Raw genomic sequence first — 18,154 nt, forward strand, 5'->3', positions numbered from 1 at the left:
GGGAAACTGCTGGGACAATGCGCCTCAAGAATCTTTCTTTGGCCATTTGAAAGACGAAACGGATTTAAAAGCGTGCCAAACACTCCAGCAGGTGAAGCAAGAGGTCAAGCGTTATATGACGTATTACAATCTGGAACGTGGGCAATGGAACCTAAAGAAGCTGCCACCTGCAAGATACAGGCAGCAGCTTCTTCACGTGTCCTAACCTTTTTTTCAAAGTGTCCTTTACAAAGGGTACAGTTTACAAGGGACCGCGTTTTTTTCTTTTATCCAAACAAAAGCTTACTTGGCATCGACCAGATCTTCGATCGAGTTCGCTTCGACATAAGCCGGCACGACCAATCCGGTCTTGACGCCTTTCATGTTGGCGCCGAGATCTTCGATCTTGTCTTGATATTTATTCCAATAATCGGCATGCGTCAGCGGCAGCCAAGCGGCCAGGCTCGCATCGGCATCGCCTTGGGCAACGCCCAGCCACATCGGACCGGCTTCGACCTGAAGGCCTTTTACCGTAAAGCCGAGTTTGTCCTGCATGATCTCCTGCACGAGGCTGAAGCTTGCGATCTCGGAATCCCAGGCGACAAAAGCAAGAGTGACGGTGTCGCCGCTTACCGGCGTGATGCCGTCGGTCCATTCGGCTACGCGCTCCGGATGGGCTTTCACGAAGTCCTTGGCCGCTTGTTCAGCCGTTGTGCCATCTTGGATCGCGATCATGATCTCGCCCATCTCTTCTTCCGTCCATTCGAACTTGTCGAGGAATTGATAAGCTTCGGGATGATCCTGCTCCAGTCCCTGACGGGCGATCGTATGAATTTCTTCCGCTTCGCCGAAAGATTTCTTCGGATCTTCCAGGTATTTCAGATCGTATTTCGAGAACATCCAGTGCGGTGTCCAGCCGGTAACTACGATCGGATCTTTTTTCTTGATCGCTTTGTCGAGTGTGGCGGTCATGGCCGCGCCGGATCCTTCCACCAGCGTCCAATCGCTGAGGCCATAATCCGTAACGGCTTTCTGCGTGGCATTCATGATGCCGGCACCCGGATCGATCCCGATAATCTTGTGGTCGACCTGACTGCCGAGCGAAGCATCCGCACCGGCAGCGTTGGAAGAAGCGTCTCCCCCCGACGAGCAGGCACCGAGTACGAGTACCGCAGCGAGACTTGTCATTCCGAACCATTTTTTCGTGCCAAAGTTAAATTTTTTCATTGGGCTTTTCTCCTTTTTCGAGCAGGTTTAAAGATATTTTGCGACAAACGGTCGAGAACGATAGCAAGAACAACAACGGCAAGACCGGCTTCAAAACCTTGACCGATATGCAGTTGGGTCACGGCGCGGTAGACTTCGACGCCGATTCCCTGGGCACCGATCATCGAAGCGATAACGACCATCGAGAGCGACAGCATGATCGTCTGGTTGATGCCGGCCAAGATCGTCGGCATAGCCAGCGGCAGCTGGACTTTGAACAATTTCTGTGCGCCTGTGGAACCGAACGCGTCGGCCGCTTCCACAAGCTCGCTGGAAACCTGTTTGATCCCCAGATTGGTCAGGCGGATCGTCGGCGGAATAGCGAAAATGATCGAAGCGATAACGCCGGGTACGACGCCGAGGCTGAAGAAGGTGACGGCCGGCAGCAGGTAGACGAACGCCGGCATCGTCTGCATAAAGTCGAGCAGAGGCGTGATAATGCTTGAAGCGCCCCGGCTTTTCGCACACAGGATGCCGATCGGAATCCCGATGACGATCGAGATGAAGCCGGAGGTAAGCACCAGCGCAAGCGTGCTCATGGTCGCGTCCCAATAGCCGAGGTTCCAGATCAACAGGAAGCCCAGTACCGTGAACAGCGACAGTTTCCATTTGCCGGCGAAGTAGGCGATCACGGCCAGAATAAGGATGAACAGAATAGGATGGGGGAAGGTAAATACGTTCGTAAAGAATTCGACGATGTCTTCGATCGTTACGGCAATACCGTCGAACAATCCTTCCAGGTGGATACTCATCCAGTCGACAGCGGAGTCTACCCACTTCGCGATCGGAAGTTTGGGGATTTCGGCAGCGATGATATTATTCGGCACGAGTGTAACCTCCTTCATTTTCCACTTCTCCGGCCATGGCTCCGAGCAGGCTGCCGCGAACGACAACGCCCATCAAGCGGTTTTCTTCATCCACGACCGAGATCGGAATCGGAGACGTACTGCTGAGTTCGAACATTTCGCCGATCAGACGGTCCGGCGGACACACCGGACATCCGGGAATCAGAATATCTTCAATAGAAAGCTTTTCTCTGACGGCCCGCGAAGCATCCTCGGCCGTAATGGCACCGAGCAGACGTTTGCCGCGGTCGATGACGAACAGGTTGGATACCGCGCGTTCGCGCATCAATTCGAGAGCGACGCGGGGACCGCGGTCGGGCGTGATAGTCTCGGGACGCCGCATGACATGGGAAGCGGTCAGAACCTTGGACAGATCCACGTCTTCGACGAAACGCTGCACGTAACGGTTGGCCGGCTGGATCAGGATTTCTTCCGGCGTACCGATCTGAACGACTTCGCCGTCGCGCATCAGGGCGATGCGGTCTCCGATCCGAAGCGCTTCGTCCAGATCGTGCGTGATGAAGATAATCGTTTTTTTCATTTTTTCCTGCAGATCGAGCAGTTCATCCTGCATATCCCGGCGGATCAGCGGATCCAGGGCACTGAACGCTTCGTCCATCAGCAGGATTTCGGGATCGTTGGCGAGTGCCCGGGCAAGGCCCACGCGCTGCTGCATGCCGCCGCTCAGTTCATCCGGCATTTTGTCTTCCCAGCCTTTGAGACCGACCAGCTCAAGCGATTGTTTCGCTTTTGCATAGCGTTTCGACTTTTCCACTTTTTGAATTTCTAGACCGTATTCCACATTTTCGATCACCGTACGATGCGGGAACAGCGCGAATTTCTGGAAAACCATACTGATTGTTTTGCGGCGTACTTCGCGCAGCTGCTCCGCGTTCATCTTCATAAGGTCTTTGTCATGGACGAGAACCTGTCCCGCGGTCGGATCGATCAGCCGGTTGAACATGCGTACGAGCGTCGATTTGCCGCTGCCCGACAAACCCATAATGACGAAAATTTCGCCCGGCTCGATATCCATGTTCACCTGGTTGACCCCGACGGTGATTTGTTTTTCTTTGGCCAACTTTTCTTTGTTATAGCCTTGTCCCAGTAATTTCACTCCCTGGGCGGCGTTGGGTCCAAACAACTTGCTTACATTTCGAATGCTGAGTATCGGCATTTCATTCACCCCTTCTATTTACTGATGCAAACGGACCGAAAGCGATAGAGCATTTTAAGAAAAACCAGGCTTTCGGAACCAACCGAGCTGCGTGATGCCAACGTCCTAAAGTGTAACAAAGCATTATTTTCTTTTCAACCTTCAAAACCGTACGTTAAGTTCATACAGAAAAAACTGTACAGAGTTATGGTGTGAAATGCTTGGAAATACTCCTTTATGCTCGCTTTTTGAAAACTTTACAATTAAGAATCCATCTCCTAGAATAAAAAATGACAAATCATGTATTCAACTATAAATAGAATTCTTATATGAACCTTATAGAGAAAGAACCGAAGGAGGTTTCAGGCATGAGCTTGGACCAGAACGAGTGGAATGAACAACAATATGAAGCGGTACAGCGGATTCGCAAGCGCGTCATTGAAGTCGTAGGACGAAATATGGAGCTGTACGGCGTAACGCTGTCGACCGGCCATCTATACGGGCTGCTTTTTTTTGCCGATAAACCGATGACCCTCGACGAGATGGGACACGAGATGCAGATGAGCAAGACCAGCATGAGTACCGGCGTACGCACACTGCTCGATCTGAAGATGGTCAATAAGGTCTGGGAAAAAGGGTCCAGAAAAGATCTATATGAAGTGGAATATGACTGGTATCAGACTTTTACGGACTATTTTGCTACCCAATGGAGAAGAGCGGTGGAAAGTAATATGCAGGCTTTGCGCCGTGCGATGAAGGAAATTGAACGTTTGGCGGAAGAGCCCGATACAAGCGAATTCATGGCAGGCGTGCTGCAAAAAGATCTGGAAAAAATCCGCCAGGCCGAAAGCTACTACCGCTGGCTGGATCGGGTGATCGATGCGATGGAGGAAGGCCAACTCTTCGACCTGGTACCCAGGGAGTCTTAAGTCCCGGTGTGCCGGAATCGACGGTTGTACGTAGGCGGACCGCTCCGCATAAATCGGCCGGGCGGCGGCGCTTCTAAAAAACTCGGTGCGGGTAATGGTTTGATTGTAGGCGGATTTTGTCTCTGGCCTTATTTCTGCTTACAATTCTTCGACTTTGTGGACTGGTCTGCTGCATTGACAGCCCCGCTTTCCGAGCTTACGCTGGAATTAATAAATTTACGTTTAAAGGTGGCTGTTTTACCTATGCAGTATCGTCCTACTCAAGCCGTCGTGGATCTGGATGCTCTTGGCGCCAACTACGAGGCTTTTCGTTTGCATCTGCAGGATTCGACCCTGCTGCTCGCCTGCGTCAAAGCCAATGCCTACGGGCACGGAGCCGTGGAGGTCAGCCGGGAACTGGAGCGTCTGGGCGCCGATTATTTGAGTGTGGCTTTTCTGGACGAGGCGTTGGAACTTCGAGATGCAGGCATACACATGCCGATTTTGGTGCTCGGTTATACGCCGCCCGAAGGACTGGGCGTCGCGCGCGACCGGGACATCACCGTTGCGCTGTTCAGCGACGACGTTCTGGAAGCTGCGCGGCTGCTGGAGCGTTCTGCGTCGGAATCCCGTCTCAAAGTCCATATCAAAGTCGACAGCGGCATGGGCCGCCTTGGCCAAATGGCCGGTCCGGACGCGGCAGCTTTCGTCAAAAAGGCTCTGCAGGCAGATGCGATCGAAGTCGAAGGATTGTTCACTCATTTCGCCAGAGCGGATGAAGCCGACAAGACCTATACCCAGTTCCAATACGAAGCATTCTGCGGTACCGTGGACACGCTTGCGCAGGAAGGCATCGAGATTCCGTTGATACATACCGGCAACAGTGCCGCCGCGATCGACACGCCGGGCTTTTCCCCGAAAATGGTTCGGATCGGAATTTCTTTGTACGGCATTTATCCTTCCTGCGAAGTCAATCACAATGCGGTTTCGCTGAGACCGGTACTGACGCTCAAGACGCGCGCCGTCTTCCTCAAGACTCTTCGGCATCCGATGGGAATCAGCTACGGTTCCCTGTATACGGCAGAAGCGGGCGAACGGATCGCGACGCTGCCGCTCGGCTACGCCGACGGTTACTCGCGCATGCTCGGAGGCAAGGCGGAAGTCCTGATTCGGGGCCGCAGGGCCCCGGTCACGGGAACAATTTGTATGGATCAGTGTATGGTGTCGCTCAAATCTTTCGCGGACGCGGAAGATATCCAAGAAGGCGAAGAGGTTGTCCTGCTCGGCAGCCAGTCCGGGGAAATGATTACCGCGGACGAAATTGCCGCCAAACTCGGAACGATCCCTTACGAAGTGTTATGCATGCTTGCTCATCGTGTACCCAGAATTTACACCCGCAGCGGTGCTGTCACAGCAGAATCCAATCCCCTTTTGCATGAAAATCCGGTCTCTTTTCAAAGGCTTCCGAGCGAAGTGTGAAGAATTGGGCTGTACGAATGAAAGATTGTGGGCTATAATGGGTGGCAGCACAGGTGATATACGCATCGTATATACACTTTTTCAACAGTTCCCGAATGAACGGGCTCCAAAACAGGCGGGAACCGTTGACGGGTATAAGCTCATGGGGGTGGAAGAACGGTGGCGAACTTGCAAAGCACCAAGAGAGTGATGATCAGCTTGCCCGATCATCTTCTGAAGGAAGTGGATGGAATCGCAGCTTTGGAAAATTCCAATCGCAGTGAACTGATCAGGTTGGCAATGAGACAGTATCTGGTCGACCGGAAGAAGCGGTATATCCGCGAGTCGATGCAGCGGGGTTACATGGAAATGGCCCATATCAATTTGTCGATGGCTTGTGAAGCGTTTCATGCGGAGGAAGATGCGGACATCACTCTGGTTCGCTTAGTAAGCGGGGTGTAACTATTGCTTGTAAAACGCGGTGACGTATTTTTTGCGGACCTGTCGCCAGTGGTGGGGTCCGAGCAGGGTGGAGTGCGCCCGGTTCTGGTGATCCAGAACGATATCGGCAACCGCTTCAGTCCTACGGTCATCGTCGCGGCGATTACCGCCCAGATTCAGAAAGCAAAGCTGCCGACCCATGTAGAAATCGATGCCAAGACGCACGGATTCGATCGCGATTCCGTGGTCCTGCTCGAACAGATTCGAACGATCGACAAGCAGCGCCTGACAGACCGGATTACAAGACTTGGCGAAGAAACGATGAAGCGGGTCGATGAGTCCCTGCAGATCAGTCTGAGCCTAGTCGATTTTTGAACCGGAATGCAGCTGCGGTAGTCGACGGAAACGGCGTTTTGCGCCAACCGGGAGAAGAGCATGTCCTATGCGGGTACTCACGCAGGGAACGCTCTTTTCTCGGTTTTTGGCGTGTCAGCCTTTTGACCACCTTACAATAAAGCTCACATAAATGTAACAAACAGAGCAGGCGGGCAAACGGATACGAAGGTGAAGAAGGCTGCTTTTCTGCGGTGTCGAAGCAGAGCAGAGTAGTCGACGGATAGCGGAAATCAAGGTAAAATGGCGGTGAAGTATCCGAAGAAGAACGGCTGATGCTTATAAAAGGCAGCCGATCCTGATTATTGACGAAGCGGGGAGAGCTTACAGATGCGTTTTAAAAATGTGTTTTCCATTATTGGACCTTCCATGGTCGGTCCTTCTAGCTCACATACAGCGGGGGCGGTACGGATCGGACTGATTGCGAGGCAGCTGCTGGGCACCAAGCCTTCCAGTGTCAAGATCGCTTTGTACGGATCGTTCGCCGAGACCTATTGGGGACACGGGACGGATCTGGCGTTGGCCGGCGGACTGCTCGGTTACGCGACCGACGATGCGCGCGTAGCCGAAGCGCTCGAGGAAGCGGAACGTCTGGGCATCGAGATCACTTTCGTTAAAGGGGTCGGTATGGCGCCGCATCCGAATACGGCAAAGCTTGAATTAAAAGCGGAGAACGGCCGGACCGCTCAGGTGCTTGGCGCCTCGATCGGCGGAGGCAATGTCATGATTCACGAAATGAACGGCTTCGACGTACGATGCAGCGGAGAATACCCGACGATTGTCGTCCTGCATGACGACCGGCCGGGTGTGATCGCTTCGCTTACGGCGGTATTGGGGGCCAGCGATACGAATATCGGGTATATGGGCGTCGACCGCAAAGGCCGCAGCGCCGAAGCGATGACGGTCATGGAACTCGATTCGGTACCGGATCAGCGGCTGCTTGCCCAGCTGCGTCAGATCGAAGACGTCAAGGAAGTTACGGTTATCCATTTGAACGGCGGGGAGGCGAAGCATCAATGAGATTTCGAACCTTAAAACAATTGGCGGAGATCAGCGGGGCGGAGAACAAAACGTTGGCCGAAGTCATGATTGAAGACCAAGCGGCAGAAACCGGGGCTTCACCGGAAACGATTGTCGCGCAGATGGCCGATTATTACCAAAAAATGAAAGAAGCCGTACGGATCGGATTGTCGGAGCAAAATGTATCGCGCAGCGGCCTCAGCGGCGGCGATGCGGTCAAAGTGCTGGACCTGGTCGAGAATGGAACACCTTCTTCCGGCGACCCATCCTCCCGGGCGATGGCTTACGCACTGGCCGTATCGGAAGTGAATGCTTCGATGGGGCGTATTATCGCTACGCCTACCGCCGGTTCGTGCGGGATCATTCCGGGAGTGTTCGTCAGTTCCCAGGAGCGTTTCGGCTGGAGCGACGAGCATATGGTGAACGGACTGTTCGCGGCCGGAGCGATCGGCTACGTGATTGCCAATAACTCGTTTATTTCCGGAGCCGAAGGCGGCTGCCAGGCGGAAGTGGGTTCGGCCATCGGAATGGCGGCCGGCGCAATGGTCGAACTGCGCGGCGGCAGCGCCGAGCAGGCGATGCATGCCGTCGGCCTCGCACTCAAGAATACGCTTGGACTGATCTGCGATCCGGTAGCGGGACTCGTGGAGATTCCCTGCATCGTCCGCAACGGACTTGGGGCGGTCAATGCGCTGGCTGCGGCCGATATGGGGCTTGCCGGCGTGCGCAGCGCTATTCCTTCCGACGAAGTCGTTAGTGTCATGCTGGAAGTCGGGGCGGCCATGCCGAGCGGACACCGCGAGACGGGGCAGGGAGGTCTGGCCCAGACGCCGACCGGTCGCAAGCTGACCGAAGGATTGATGCGCGGCCGCAAGCCGCTGGAACCGGAGACGGAAGAACCGAGTACCTTGTCAACCCTAAAGGTAGGAATACGCTCCCCTGAATCGCACTAGAAGCGTGTGCGTTTCAGGAAAACGTAAACCTGTGATTAAGAGTTGAAAGGGTACTAGAGTGGTGCAGGCCGAGACGGTCGAATAACAGGGGGCGGGCACGAACTGCCGATGCTCCCGGAAGAGGCGAAGCGAATTCAGGCGGATCGTGCCGCACGCTTCGCCTTTTTGGATGGAGAAAGGAAGGGCAGGAACATGATTGCGGACAACGGCCGGATTTATCTGTACGAATATGCTTGTCACGAAGACGAACGGGAACTTTGCGCGCTGGAGCTTCGCACTTTGTTTGAGACGAAGCCCTCTCCCGGATTTCTGAGGAGCGAACGGAATATCGATCCTTCCCGCAGTCCCTTTATTCGGGGAAAGCTGACGATCGAATACACGGCTCTGACCCTGGAGGCGCTCGCCGAGCAGGCGGGGCGGATCGAGCTGGGCGGCGAAACGTTCAAGCTGCGTTATATGGAAGCGGAAGGCGGAGCCGATTACGAAGAAAAGCGTCGAATCGAGCGGGTGGCCGGAGCGTCTATTCGCGGACGGGCCGATATGAAGAACCCTGACCGGCTGTATGGGATCGCTTATGCGGATGGTTTGTGGCGCCTGGGACGCTTCGCGCAGAGCGAAGCGGTCTGGCTGCGTCACAACGACAAGCCGCGCCAGTATTCGACGGCACTCGGAACGCGAACGGCAAGAGCCGTAGCGAATATTGCGGCGCCCGTGCCTGAAGGGATTCGTGCGATCGATCCGTGCTGCGGTATCGGTACGGTGCTGATCGAAGCGGGATCGATGGGGATCGGGATAGACGGATTCGACCTGAATCCGCTGGCCGTTATCGGAGCCCGGGAGAATCTGGCGCACTTCGGCCTGCCGGTCCAGGTGAAAGTCGCGGACATGCGAACGCTCGAAGGCCGTTACGATGCCCTTGTCCTGGATCTGCCCTATAATCTGTGTTCGGTCCTTGCGGCGCAGGAGCGGATGGACATGCTTCGTTCGGCCCGCCGTTTGTCCGCGCGCTGCGTGATTGTAGCGACGGAAGAGATCGGAGCGGAGATCGAGGCTGCGGGATTTGCCTTGGCGGATCGCTGCACCGTGCGCAAAGGGAAATTTGCCCGGCATATCTGGGTGGGCATATAGAAGAAAGAAACGGCAGCCTTTTTGTTTTTTCACGAAACGAGGCGCTGGAATTTCGATTTCGGTTTGCGAAAAACAACGTCTGTCTGTCATAATAGGTAGACCGTTTTTCGCGGCGCAGGCCCGGGAAATACGCCGGACCGTTAGAGCGGTCCGGAGAACAAGCAGCAAAAGAAAGAGGGAGATTTAGTGTCGGATTTGGAACTGAACAAGGACAGCGGTTCGTCCGAGATGACGGCGACCGAGCGCGAAGCCATGTTTCGCCGGACGGCGGATACTCTGGGCATCGCGGCCAAGCAGGTCAAAGCGGCCGTAGCGCTGCTGGACGAAGGCAATACCGTGCCGTTTATCGCGCGGTACCGCAAAGAAATGACCGGGGAACTGGATGAGAACCAGTTGAGAGATATCGAAGAAGGCGTGCAGTATGCGCGCGGTCTTCATGTACGCAAATTCGAAGTGCTGCGCACGATCGAAGAGCAGGGCAAACTGACGGAAGAGCTGAAGCGATCCATTCTGGAAGCCGCCAAGCTGCAGCAGGTCGAAGATCTGTACCGTCCGTTTCGCCAGAAGCGCAAGACGCGCGCAAGCGTTGCGAAGGAAAAAGGACTTGAGCCGTTGGCCGAGTGGCTGATGAGCCAGCCCGGCCGTGCGGAGATCGACCGGGAAGCCGCGCGCTACGTGTCCGAAGACAAAGGAGTCGCTTCGCAGGAAGAAGCTCTGCAGGGGGCACTCGACATCGTGGCCGAGCAGCTCGCCGACGACGCCAAGATTCGCGCCTGGGTTCGGACGTATACGCTGGATCATGCGATTCTCGTTACGGAAGCCAAAGACGCTTCGGCCGAATCGGTCTACGAAATGTATTACAAATACAGCGAATTGGCCAAAAAAATGCCGCCGCACCGCATTTTGGCCATCAACCGCGGCGAACGCGAGAATGTGCTCAAAGTCTCGCTCGAGACGGATTTCGCACCGATCCTGCGTTATATTGCCAGACGCGTCATTAAAGGTTCGTCTCCGGTCCATCCGCTGCTCGAACGTTCGATCGAGGACGCCTACAAGCGTCTGATCGCGCCTTCGATCGAACGCGAAGTACGCAGCGAACTGACGGAAAAAGGCGACGCGCAGGCGATCTCGATCTTCGCGGGAAATCTGCGGAGCCTGCTGCTGCAGCCGCCGGTGCGCGGCAAGCGCGTACTCGGCGTAGACCCGGCTTTCCGGACCGGCTGCAAACTGGCCGCGGTCGACGAGACGGGAAAACTGCTTGAAGTAGCCGTTACGTATCCGACGCCGCCGCGCAATCAGATCCGCGAAGCCTCCGAGAAGTTCCGGGAACTGGTCGACAAGTACGACCTGGAATTGATCGTAATCGGCAACGGTACGGCTTCGCGCGAGACCGAGCAGTTCGTCGCCGACTGGATCGGCGAGTATCAAGCGCGCAAGCTGTCGTACCTGATCGTCAACGAAGCCGGTGCCAGCGTCTATTCGGCGTCCAAAGTCGCCCAGGAAGAATTCCCGGACATGGATGCGGCGGAGCGCAGCGCCGCTTCGATCGCAAGGCGGGTGCAGGATCCGCTGGCGGAGTTGGTCAAGATCGATCCCAAAGCGATCGGTGTCGGCCAATATCAGCACGACGTCTCGCAAAAACAGCTTGAAGGACAGCTGAAAGCGGTCGTCGAATCGGCCGTTAACCATGTCGGCGTCGATGTGAACACCGCTTCGCCGTCGCTGCTGTCTTACGTCGCCGGTATCAACCAGACGACGGCCCGCAATATCGTCAAGTACCGCGACGAGAACGGTTCGTTTGCAAGCCGGGCGGAACTGAAGAAAGTGCCGCGTCTCGGCGCCAAAACGCTTGAGCAGTGCGCCGGATTCCTGCGAATCGAAGGCAAGAACCCGCTCGATCGTACGCCGATTCACCCGGAATCGTACAAAGTCGTCGACCGGCTGTTGGCCGAACTCGGCTTCAAATCGTCCGATCTCGGCACGGCCGAGATGACGGCGGCGCTGGAAGCGGCCGATGCACAGGCTCTGGCGGACAAGCTGGAAGTCGGCCTGCCGACGCTGCGCGATATTCTGGAGAGCCTTCAGCGTCCGGGCCGCGACCCGCGCGAAGAACTGCCGGCTCCGATCTTCCGGACCGACGTGCTGAAGATCGAAGATCTCAAGCCGGGGATGGAGCTTCAGGGAACCGTGCGCAACGTGATCGATTTCGGCGCTTTCGTCGATATCGGCATCAAGAGCGACGGCCTGGTGCATATTTCGCAGCTCAGCACGAAATTCGTCAAGCATCCGATGGACGTCGTGGCTGTCGGCGATACCGTGACGGTCTGGGTCCTGAACGCGGATCTCAAAAAAGGCCGCGTCGGCCTGACGATGCGTGGACCGGTGGAGAACGCTTGATCAATCCTCGCATATAAAAAAGCGTCCCGGAGTCGAATCCGGGACGCTTTTTAGTGCGTTCAAGCTTATCGTCTTCAAACGGATTTGGATAGGAATCAAGCCCGTTCGTCGGCTTTTTCGGCCATTCCGACGATTGTTTTTTCTTTTTCTCCGAATTCCGGATTGCCATGTTCGGTTAGTTCCAGCCGAGCGCCGTCGAATACCGCTGTCAGGTTCAGCGTAATCGGCTCTTCCGAGAACCGGATGACGATCCGCAGCGAACCGTCGCTCTTCCGGCTGAACCAACCGTTCGCCGGGCCCGTATCCGGCGCGAAGTTCGGACTGCCGCCCGGAATCGGCGTTTCCGTGCGATGCCATACACCCGCGCCGCAGCGCAGCGCGATCGTGGAAGCTCCGACGAGCGAAGCATCGTCTCCGGCTTCCCACAGCTCGAAGAGGACGGAGCCGTCCTCTTCTGCGGTAAAGCGCGCGGCTCGAAGCTTCCAGCCGCCGGCAAATTCCCCGTCCAGCCGGTAGATCCGGCCGGACCAAGCTTCGTCCGCCGGCGCTTCGCCTGCCGGCTCCGGCGCGTAGGCAAGCTTCCGCAGCCGCTCGGCGGCTTCGTCGCCCGCCGCGCCTGGCGCCCTAGGCGCATCCTGCATCGCCGGGAGCAGATGCGTCCAGACCGCTTCCAGCAGCTCCTGCGTCCGCGAGATCGCGGACGTCAGTACGATGACGGCATCCTGCTCCGGCAGCACCAGGCAGAACTGGCCGAAGGCTCCGTCGGCGCGGTAGGCGCCGTGACGGCAGACCCAGAACTGGTAGCCGTAGCCGCGCGTCCAATCGCCGCCCTGGTTGTCGCCGTTCTCGATACGTTTCGATGTCGCCAGGCCGATCCAGTTTTCCGAGACGAGCCGCTGCCCGTTCCAGATTCCTTTTTGCAGATAAAGCTGTCCGAATTTGGCAAGATCTTCGCTGGACAGTTTGAGACCCAGCCGCCTGCGGTCACGCCCTGCGGACTTTCCTGCCAGGTTTTGCGTTCGATGCCGAGCGGCGCGAACAAGCGGGGTTCCAGATAATCGACGACCTTTTGTTGGGTGATTTTTTGCAAAATGACCGACAGCATGTAAGTGGCGCCGCTGCTGTAAGAGAACTGGCTGCCGGGAACATTCTCGACTTCGGCTGCCAGGAAAGCGCGGGCCCAATCGGCTTCCGGTACGGGACGAACGCTTTCCAACGGATCTTTTGCCTGTCCGGTTCCCATGGTGAGCAGATCGTGCACCGTCATCTTCAATAGATTGGGATGCGGTTCTTTGGGCATCAGTTCCGGCAGCAGATCGGCGACTTTGTCTTCTGCGGTAAGTCTTCCTTCTTCGACGGCCAGGCCCACGGCTGTCGATGTGAAGCTCTTGCTGACCGAATACAGGGCATGACGGTCTTCCGGCGCGTGCGGTGCCCACCAGCCTTCCGCGGCAACTGCGCCATGACGCAGCAGCATGAAGCTGCGCAGATCGAACTTGTCTGCGGCGACCGCATCAAGGAAAGCGGAGATTCCGCGGGGATCGATTCCGAGGGCTTCGGGCCGGCTTCTAGGCAGTTTCATAGGTTCCATCATTGTGTACCTCCAGACGATTACAGACTGTATTGTCCTATTATTCCGTAGAAACGGAACCTTTCCTTGACAGTGTAGTCCAATCGCAAGGTAGAATTCAATAGACGAACGTACACACCAAAAAGGGGGAGAGCGGATGCACAGCGGGCGGAGCATGACCGACGCCGAGCTACAGGACTGGGTCGAAAAAGTGTCGCTTGAACATTTTGGCGTCCCGTTTCGGCACCGGGCTTTTTTTAATGCCAGACTGCGTTCGACCGGAGGACGTTATGCGCTTCGGTCGCACGATATCGATATCAATCCCCATCAGCTGCAGGCGCACGGACTTGAAGCGGTGGAAGGGATCATCAAGCACGAACTTTGTCATTACCATCTGCATATCGCCGGACTCGGATACCGTCACCGGGATCCGGATTTCAAACGACTGCTTGCCAAAGTAGGGGGGAGCCGCTACTGCCAGGCGCTGCCCGATCAAACGAAGCGTACGCTTCCGTTCAAGTACAAACTCATCTGCTCGAACTGCGGAATGGAATACAGGCGCAAGCGCCGGATGGATGCTTCCCGCTATCGCTGCGGACGCTGCGCAGGCGGTCTTCGTCTGGAAGAATGGACACCCGAAGCCCAGAGCGGCGATTGAGACAATCGGCTCCAAGCCTCGGCCTTTTGCGTAAAGTTCACTCCCGCCCTCCAAGATGGGGTATAATAAAAAAGGCTCCCGTATTCGGGATGCCTCATCTTGGTTTTATTTTGAAGGAGGAAATACGCATGGCCAAATCGGCAGCGAAAAAAATGCGCGAGAAGCGAATCAGAGAAGGAAAAATGGATCTGGCAGCAATGAGAAGTCCGTTCGCGCTTGCAGATCTGAGAACGCGCAGAACCAAAACGAAGCAGGAAGTGCTCGGCCGAGTCAAGCATAAGAAGCCTTATGAGAACCCGAATTTCACCGGAGGTGAACAGGGTTCTTTTTATTTTGTCCGAATTTCGAGAAAAGGGGTTGACGAAAAAAAACCGGCATGCTAAATTATATCTTGTTGAAACATTAACCAATGTTCCCTGATAGCTCAGTTGGTAGAGCACTCGACTGTTAATCGAGTTGTCACAGGTTCGAGTCCTGTTCGGGGAGCCATTTTTATGGAGAGATACCCAAGTGGCTATAAGGGGACCCTCTGCTAAGGGGTTAGACTGCGTTAGCGGTGCGAGGGTTCGAATCCCTCTCTCTCCGCCACATTTTTTTACTTCAACATCTACAACTTATGATTGATGAATCAGATGAGGAACCTGAGAAGGTTCCTCTTTTTGTTCTTCTGAGGGATCTACAACATTTTTATAAAAAATAAAATTAATTTTCGAAAATGCTTGCAATCTATCCTTGATCTTTGCTATACTCTTACTTGTGCCCAGTTGAGAAACACTGAGCCGTCAAGGTGATAAGGCCCGTTGGTCAAGGGGTTAAGACACCTCCCTTTCACGGAGGTAACAGGGGTTCGAATCCCCTACGGGTCACTTTGAGCCATTAGCTCAGTTGGTAGAGCACCTGACTTTTAATCAGGGTGTCGAAGGTTCGAGTCCTTCATGGCTCACCATTTCTTTTACTCCTCGGTAGAAATGGTGATCGGTTCGCCAAGCGAATCATTTGAATATGCGGTAGTGGTGGAATGGCAGACACGCTATCTTGAGGGGGTAGTGGGTGTATACCCGTGGAGGTTCGAGTCCTCTCTACCGCATAAGACATAAGAGCAGACTCCCTAGGGAGTCTGCTCATTTTCGTTTGAGACGGACGGCGCGGAGCGGGCTTCCCTGCGAAGCCGTTCGGCGACCCGGACGTAACCGGGATAGAGCGTGCGGATACAGTCCGGACAAATATCGTGGGTGCGCACCGAATCCGGACATTCGCCGGGTTCCGGATCGCGCCATGCCCCGTTATGCCGGGTCCGGCCGCAGCCTGCGCATATTTCTATCCAGCAAGGCGGGAGCGTAGAAGGCATCGCGGACTTCATCTCCTTGTGCCTGCAGCCGCCGGAGTACGAAGACTTTCGTTGTGGGCTGCAGGCGTATACGGCGCGGACGAAGACAGCTTCAGCAGTTCCGAGACCTGTCGGCGATATTTGGAAGCTTTGCGGCTGCCGTTAATCAGGTTTGAGAGCCGCGCCGGCGGGATATCGTACCGTTCGCAAAATGTCTTCTGGTCCATCTCCAGCTCGGCCAGCCGGCGCTTGATTTCCCAGCCGAACGGAGTGATCGGTTTTTTCCTTTGCAACTTGGCGTTCCTCCTGTTCATGCGTAAATGGATGAATTATAATCAATTAGAGACGGACAAGGGAGCATTTACCATAAAACCAATTATATACGCATATACGTTCATTTTCAATGATAAATAGCGTAAATACGTAATTTTTAAACAGGAAAAGGTGCTTGAGGGGGAAAAAACGTGCAGTCGATCTATGAACGGATTGAGCAGCTGATCAAAAGCAGCGGCATGACAAAAAAAGCGTTCGGCGAACGTCTGGCTATCAGCGCCGGCAATCTGGGCGATTGGCGCAGAGGCAAGTCGACGCCGAGCACACACAAGCTGATCGAGATTGCGGCCTTTTTTTCGGTGAGTCTGGATTGGTTGATGACAGGCAAGGAATGGCAGCCCGAAAAAGTGCAGGAAACGGGAAGCCGTTATTTTTTTGACGATTCGGGGCAATTGGATTGCCAGGATACGGAGTTGACCGACGAGGAGAAAGCATTCATTCGCGAATACAAAGAGTTTGCCGCTTATCGGCGGCGAAGAGCGGATGATCACCGTACCTAGACGCGCGTTCCCGATATTCCGAGCAGGGTCCGCGCCAATCCCTCTATCCAAAAAACGCTTTGAAGCGGGGGCTTCAAAGCGTTTTTTGGATAGGTGCAAGATAGGAAGCTTCATAAGAGAAAGCCGGAGGGGTAACGCTGCGTACGAGCAGCCAGCGCTCGGATACGTCTTCGATCATACGCATCAGCAGCTTGCGGCGGCTGACATCGTCAAGTCCAAGCAGGCGGGAGCAGTATTCGACATATTGGGTCGTGTGATGATAGAGATAAGCCGGCACGGCTTCGGACGATTCGATCTCCAGTTGGACATTGATCCAGGCATAGCAGAGAGCGGGGCAGCCGAAAGCCTGTTCGGATTGAAGAGCCTCGGCAAGCGGTGCGAAATTCATCCACGGATAAAGTGACTTGGACAGTTTCAGCAGCTTGCGGCCGGCACGGCGCATCTCCGTATCGATTTCGTTCGGACTTGTACGTGTGCGCAGGCTTCGGTCCAGACGAAAAACGGTCTCGTAATCTCCGCGGGCCAATGATTCGTAAAAGTCTTCGATTGCGCGTCCTTCGATATGAGCCAGGCGGGGGTGGATATAAGCGCGCATCACTTCTTCAAAAGCTTCGATGCTATCCAATCGTCGACCGTTTATATCTTCGTTCAGGCGGCCTATCGGGGAGGGGGAAGTGGTTTCAAGCAGAGTCATATAACTGAGAAGCTTTTGTCCGCTGTGCATGAGCCTGCACCTCCTTCGTGAATAGATAGCTGATTTTATGAAAATAAGCGATTGATGTTATTTATATGATAGGTTATGTTATTTGGAGCGATAATCTTCTTTTATGGTATACATTTTTACATGAAAACATGTTTTCAGTCAAGATAAATTCCTTTTATTAGATAATAATAAGCGTTAAGTGACTTTGCGCGTTACATTATATAACTCTATATTATCATAAACCTCTTTTTGCAGAGCTTAAAAAGGGGATTTGAAAAATAATATTGACTGCATGCTTACTGTGGGATATAATATAGAAGTTGACTGAAATATTTTCATGTGCGGTAGTGGTGGAATGGCAGACACGCTATCTTGAGGGGGTAGTGGGTGTATACCCGTGGAGGTTCGAGTCCTCTCTACCGCATAATGAAAAGCCTGCAGAATCCGTTTTTCGGATTTGCAGGCTTTTTTTGTGTCTAAGAAAGAAAATCGCAGCAAAAAAAGCCCGCCGCTAAAGCGGGAGCTTTCAAGCGGAAAAAGTGGGCCAATCGATCAACCCAGCAGTTTTTCGATATCTTTTTCGAGCTGGTCGGGCGACGTTTGCGGAGCAAAACGTTTGACCGGACGGCCTTCCTTGTCGACCAGGAACTTGGTGAAGTTCCATTTGACCGACTTGGAGCCCATCAGCCCCGGTGCTTCTTCGCTCAAATATTGGAACAACGGATGGGCGCCGCTGCCTTTGACATCGATTTTTTCGAAGATCGGGAATTTCACTCCGTAATTGATCTGGCAAAATTCGGCGATCTCTTCGTTGGAACCCGGATCCTGTTCGTTGAATTGATTGCTCGGGAAGCCGAGGATTTCGAGGCCGCGATCATGATACTTGTCGTACAGTTCCTGCAGTCCCTGAAACTGCGGCGTGAATCCGCATTTGCTGGCGGTATTGACGATCAGGACCACTTTTCCGCGATAATCGGCGAGTTTGACCTCGTCCCCTTTGGATGTGCGGGCTTCATATTCATATACGGACATATCGAATTCCTCCTCTAAAAATAATTACTCTCTTTTTGATTGTAAACAATTTAATTGAGTTTTGCAATTCGCTTTTCGTTTCATTCT

The 18,154-nt window shown here is 54.5% G+C and carries 21 protein-coding genes and 6 tRNA genes; 18 read left to right on the forward strand and 9 right to left on the reverse strand.

Features of this window, described 5'->3' with window-relative positions; translation table 11 throughout:
• Window positions 1–205, forward strand: a 205-nt coding sequence (locus tag HRQ60_RS16680) for an IS3 family transposase (RefSeq protein WP_172197618.1), incomplete at its 5' end; no start/stop codon positions are given.
• A gap of 77 nt (window positions 206–282) precedes the next feature.
• Here HRQ60_RS16680 and HRQ60_RS16685 read toward each other — a convergent pair.
• From HRQ60_RS16685 to HRQ60_RS16695, 3 genes are read right to left on the reverse strand one after another with little or no spacing between them, the layout of a single operon-like run.
• Entirely contained in the window at window positions 283–1,206 is a 924-nt protein-coding gene (locus tag HRQ60_RS16685) for a glycine betaine ABC transporter substrate-binding protein (RefSeq protein ID WP_172197621.1), read from the reverse strand.
• Entirely contained in the window at window positions 1,203–2,072 is an 870-nt protein-coding gene (locus HRQ60_RS16690) for an ABC transporter permease (RefSeq protein ID WP_343044722.1), read from the reverse strand. Before HRQ60_RS16690 ends, HRQ60_RS16685 begins: the two co-directional genes overlap by 4 nt.
• Window positions 2,062–3,267, reverse strand: coding sequence for a quaternary amine ABC transporter ATP-binding protein (locus HRQ60_RS16695; protein WP_172197624.1), 1,206 nt, complete (start codon window positions 3,265–3,267; stop codon window positions 2,062–2,064). The genes HRQ60_RS16690 and HRQ60_RS16695 overlap by 11 nt, the downstream gene beginning before the upstream one ends.
• A gap of 347 nt (window positions 3,268–3,614) precedes the next feature.
• On the opposite strand from HRQ60_RS16695, the gene HRQ60_RS16700 reads away from it, so the two are divergent.
• The 8 genes from HRQ60_RS16700 (at window position 3,615) to HRQ60_RS16735 (ending at window position 11,944) form a co-directional block, all read left to right on the forward strand.
• Window positions 3,615–4,175 carry a GbsR/MarR family transcriptional regulator gene (locus HRQ60_RS16700; protein ID WP_172197627.1) on the forward strand — a complete coding sequence of 187 codons (561 nt, stop codon included), beginning with the start codon at window positions 3,615–3,617 and terminating at the stop codon, window positions 4,173–4,175.
• Between the two features lie 243 nt (window positions 4,176–4,418).
• Window positions 4,419–5,633, forward strand: coding sequence for an alanine racemase (gene alr / locus HRQ60_RS16705; protein WP_172197630.1), 1,215 nt, complete (start codon window positions 4,419–4,421; stop codon window positions 5,631–5,633).
• A 159-nt stretch (window positions 5,634–5,792) separates the two neighbouring features.
• Window positions 5,793–6,074 (forward strand): ribbon-helix-helix protein, CopG family, encoded by a 282-nt coding sequence (locus HRQ60_RS16710; protein WP_172197633.1) that lies wholly within the window; start codon window positions 5,793–5,795, stop codon window positions 6,072–6,074.
• A 3-nt stretch (window positions 6,075–6,077) separates the two neighbouring features.
• Window positions 6,078–6,428, forward strand: a complete 351-nt coding sequence (locus HRQ60_RS16715; protein WP_018975909.1) for a type II toxin-antitoxin system PemK/MazF family toxin — start codon at window positions 6,078–6,080, stop codon at window positions 6,426–6,428.
• Between the two features lie 348 nt (window positions 6,429–6,776).
• Window positions 6,777–7,466: an L-serine ammonia-lyase, iron-sulfur-dependent subunit beta gene (sdaAB, locus tag HRQ60_RS16720; RefSeq protein ID WP_172197636.1), complete on the forward strand. Its 690-nt coding sequence runs from the start codon at window positions 6,777–6,779 to the stop codon at window positions 7,464–7,466.
• Entirely contained in the window at window positions 7,463–8,419 is a 957-nt protein-coding gene (gene sdaAA, locus HRQ60_RS16725; RefSeq protein ID WP_172197639.1) for an L-serine ammonia-lyase, iron-sulfur-dependent, subunit alpha, read from the forward strand. The genes sdaAB and sdaAA overlap by 4 nt, the downstream gene beginning before the upstream one ends.
• 192 nt (window positions 8,420–8,611) lie before the next feature.
• A complete protein-coding gene (locus HRQ60_RS16730; protein ID WP_172197642.1) occupies window positions 8,612–9,547 on the forward strand; it encodes a TRM11 family SAM-dependent methyltransferase in 936 nt (311 codons plus the stop codon).
• Between the two features lie 252 nt (window positions 9,548–9,799).
• The gene (locus tag HRQ60_RS16735) at window positions 9,800–11,944 is read left to right on the forward strand and encodes a Tex family protein (RefSeq protein WP_425501703.1); all 2,145 of its coding nucleotides are present in this window, start codon (window positions 9,800–9,802) and stop codon (window positions 11,942–11,944) included.
• A 95-nt stretch (window positions 11,945–12,039) separates the two neighbouring features.
• Here the strand turns inward: HRQ60_RS16735 and HRQ60_RS16740 are convergent, their stop codons facing one another.
• Together HRQ60_RS16740 and HRQ60_RS16745 are read right to left on the reverse strand one after the other, a co-directional pair.
• Complete coding sequence (locus HRQ60_RS16740; protein ID WP_172197645.1) at window positions 12,040–12,681, reverse strand: hypothetical protein; 642 nt, start codon at window positions 12,679–12,681, stop codon at window positions 12,040–12,042.
• Window positions 12,648–13,538, reverse strand: coding sequence for a serine hydrolase domain-containing protein (locus HRQ60_RS16745; protein ID WP_172197648.1), 891 nt, complete (start codon window positions 13,536–13,538; stop codon window positions 12,648–12,650). Before HRQ60_RS16745 ends, HRQ60_RS16740 begins: the two co-directional genes overlap by 34 nt.
• Before the next feature lie 151 nt (window positions 13,539–13,689).
• Here HRQ60_RS16745 and HRQ60_RS16750 point away from each other — a divergent pair, with 151 nt between their 5' ends.
• The 7 genes from HRQ60_RS16750 (at window position 13,690) to HRQ60_RS16780 (ending at window position 15,259) form a co-directional block, all read left to right on the forward strand.
• Window positions 13,690–14,172: a SprT family protein gene (locus tag HRQ60_RS16750; protein ID WP_172197832.1), complete on the forward strand. Its 483-nt coding sequence runs from the start codon at window positions 13,690–13,692 to the stop codon at window positions 14,170–14,172.
• Between the two features lie 128 nt (window positions 14,173–14,300).
• Window positions 14,301–14,555, forward strand: coding sequence for a hypothetical protein (locus HRQ60_RS16755; protein WP_172197651.1), 255 nt, complete (start codon window positions 14,301–14,303; stop codon window positions 14,553–14,555).
• Window positions 14,556–14,585: 30 nt separating this feature from the next.
• A tRNA-Asn gene (locus HRQ60_RS16760) sits at window positions 14,586–14,661 on the forward strand.
• A 7-nt stretch (window positions 14,662–14,668) separates the two neighbouring features.
• A tRNA-Ser gene (locus HRQ60_RS16765) sits at window positions 14,669–14,760 on the forward strand.
• 206 nt (window positions 14,761–14,966) lie between these two features.
• Window positions 14,967–15,038, forward strand: a tRNA-Glu gene (locus tag HRQ60_RS16770).
• 4 nt (window positions 15,039–15,042) lie between these two features.
• Window positions 15,043–15,118: transfer RNA gene (locus tag HRQ60_RS16775), tRNA-Lys, on the forward strand.
• Between the two features lie 58 nt (window positions 15,119–15,176).
• A tRNA-Leu gene (locus tag HRQ60_RS16780) sits at window positions 15,177–15,259 on the forward strand.
• 21 nt (window positions 15,260–15,280) lie between these two features.
• Here HRQ60_RS16780 and HRQ60_RS16785 read toward each other — a convergent pair.
• Both HRQ60_RS16785 and HRQ60_RS16790 read right to left on the reverse strand, forming a co-directional pair.
• Entirely contained in the window at window positions 15,281–15,520 is a 240-nt protein-coding gene (locus HRQ60_RS16785) for a hypothetical protein (RefSeq protein ID WP_172197654.1), read from the reverse strand.
• Window positions 15,521–15,528: 8 nt separating this feature from the next.
• Window positions 15,529–15,792, reverse strand: coding sequence for a hypothetical protein (locus HRQ60_RS16790; RefSeq protein ID WP_425501702.1), 264 nt, complete (start codon window positions 15,790–15,792; stop codon window positions 15,529–15,531).
• A 171-nt stretch (window positions 15,793–15,963) separates the two neighbouring features.
• Between HRQ60_RS16790 and HRQ60_RS16795 the strand changes: the two genes are divergently transcribed.
• The gene (locus tag HRQ60_RS16795; RefSeq protein ID WP_172197657.1) at window positions 15,964–16,332 is read left to right on the forward strand and encodes a helix-turn-helix domain-containing protein; all 369 of its coding nucleotides are present in this window, start codon (window positions 15,964–15,966) and stop codon (window positions 16,330–16,332) included.
• Window positions 16,333–16,405: 73 nt separating this feature from the next.
• On the opposite strand, the gene HRQ60_RS16800 is transcribed toward HRQ60_RS16795, so the two are convergent.
• Entirely contained in the window at window positions 16,406–17,056 is a 651-nt protein-coding gene (locus tag HRQ60_RS16800; protein WP_172197660.1) for an urease accessory protein UreF, read from the reverse strand.
• A gap of 320 nt (window positions 17,057–17,376) precedes the next feature.
• Here HRQ60_RS16800 and HRQ60_RS16805 point away from each other — a divergent pair.
• Window positions 17,377–17,459: transfer RNA gene (locus HRQ60_RS16805), tRNA-Leu, on the forward strand.
• A gap of 128 nt (window positions 17,460–17,587) precedes the next feature.
• Here HRQ60_RS16805 and HRQ60_RS16810 read toward each other — a convergent pair.
• On the reverse strand, window positions 17,588–18,067 hold the full coding sequence (locus tag HRQ60_RS16810) for a glutathione peroxidase (protein WP_172197663.1): 480 nt from the start codon (window positions 18,065–18,067) through the stop codon (window positions 17,588–17,590).
• Window positions 18,068–18,154 lie beyond the last annotated feature (87 nt).

Source organism: Saccharibacillus qingshengii, from assembly GCF_013185195.1.
GTDB classification, from domain to species: domain Bacteria; phylum Bacillota; class Bacilli; order Paenibacillales; family Paenibacillaceae; genus Saccharibacillus; species Saccharibacillus qingshengii.

What these genes read in the sequence shown, in the direction of transcription:
- HRQ60_RS16685 (WP_172197621.1), bottom strand. Translation starts at nt 1,206, where the DNA reads ATGAAAAAATTTAACTTTGGCACGAAAAAATGGTTCGGAATGACAAGT.
- HRQ60_RS16695 (WP_172197624.1), bottom strand. Translation starts at nt 3,267, where the DNA reads ATGCCGATACTCAGCATTCGAAATGTAAGCAAGTTGTTTGGACCCAAC.
- HRQ60_RS16700 (WP_172197627.1), top strand. Translation starts at nt 3,615, where the DNA reads ATGAGCTTGGACCAGAACGAGTGGAATGAACAACAATATGAAGCGGTA.
- alr (WP_172197630.1), top strand. Translation starts at nt 4,419, where the DNA reads ATGCAGTATCGTCCTACTCAAGCCGTCGTGGATCTGGATGCTCTTGGC.
- sdaAB (WP_172197636.1), top strand. Translation starts at nt 6,777, where the DNA reads ATGCGTTTTAAAAATGTGTTTTCCATTATTGGACCTTCCATGGTCGGT.
- sdaAA (WP_172197639.1), top strand. Translation starts at nt 7,463, where the DNA reads ATGAGATTTCGAACCTTAAAACAATTGGCGGAGATCAGCGGGGCGGAG.
- HRQ60_RS16730 (WP_172197642.1), top strand. Translation starts at nt 8,612, where the DNA reads ATGATTGCGGACAACGGCCGGATTTATCTGTACGAATATGCTTGTCAC.
- HRQ60_RS16735 (WP_425501703.1), top strand. Translation starts at nt 9,800, where the DNA reads ATGTTTCGCCGGACGGCGGATACTCTGGGCATCGCGGCCAAGCAGGTC.
- HRQ60_RS16745 (WP_172197648.1), bottom strand. Translation starts at nt 13,538, where the DNA reads ATGATGGAACCTATGAAACTGCCTAGAAGCCGGCCCGAAGCCCTCGGA.
- HRQ60_RS16750 (WP_172197832.1), top strand. Translation starts at nt 13,690, where the DNA reads ATGACCGACGCCGAGCTACAGGACTGGGTCGAAAAAGTGTCGCTTGAA.
- HRQ60_RS16755 (WP_172197651.1), top strand. Translation starts at nt 14,301, where the DNA reads ATGGCCAAATCGGCAGCGAAAAAAATGCGCGAGAAGCGAATCAGAGAA.
- HRQ60_RS16785 (WP_172197654.1), bottom strand. Translation starts at nt 15,520, where the DNA reads ATGCCTTCTACGCTCCCGCCTTGCTGGATAGAAATATGCGCAGGCTGC.
- HRQ60_RS16800 (WP_172197660.1), bottom strand. Translation starts at nt 17,056, where the DNA reads ATGCACAGCGGACAAAAGCTTCTCAGTTATATGACTCTGCTTGAAACC.
- HRQ60_RS16810 (WP_172197663.1), bottom strand. Translation starts at nt 18,067, where the DNA reads ATGTCCGTATATGAATATGAAGCCCGCACATCCAAAGGGGACGAGGTC.